This window comes from Isoptericola croceus (assembly GCF_029382255.1).
Classification (GTDB): domain Bacteria; phylum Actinomycetota; class Actinomycetes; order Actinomycetales; family Cellulomonadaceae; genus Isoptericola; species Isoptericola croceus.
In genome coordinates this window covers 1-267 of record NZ_JARLLG010000340.1, presented here as the reverse complement: position 1 = coordinate 267, position 267 = coordinate 1, and the positions used below count along the sequence as shown (strand labels likewise).

Genomic DNA, 267 nt, shown 5'->3' with positions numbered 1-267 from the left:
ATCCAGGACTGGCAGGTTCGTTACGCGCTTCAGAGCGTCGAGGGGGTGAGCGAGGTGGCCTCGGTGGGCGGCTTCGTGCGCGAGTATCAGATCGATGCGGACCCGGACGCGATGCACGCCTACGGCGTATCCCTGGCGCAGGTCATCCGCGCCGTGCAGCGTTCGAACGCCGACGTGGGCGCGCGCAGCATCGAGGTCAATCGAGTCGAGTACGCGATTCGGGGCGTGGGCTTCCTGCGCTCGGTGGAGGACATCGAGGAGACGGCG

General features: G+C 67.4%; 1 protein-coding gene. It reads left to right on the top strand.

Annotated elements, in window-relative coordinates; translation table 11 throughout:
• The coding region (locus PZC42_RS21565) for an efflux RND transporter permease subunit (RefSeq protein WP_277214225.1) at positions 1–267 on the top strand (267 nt) is incomplete at its 3' end.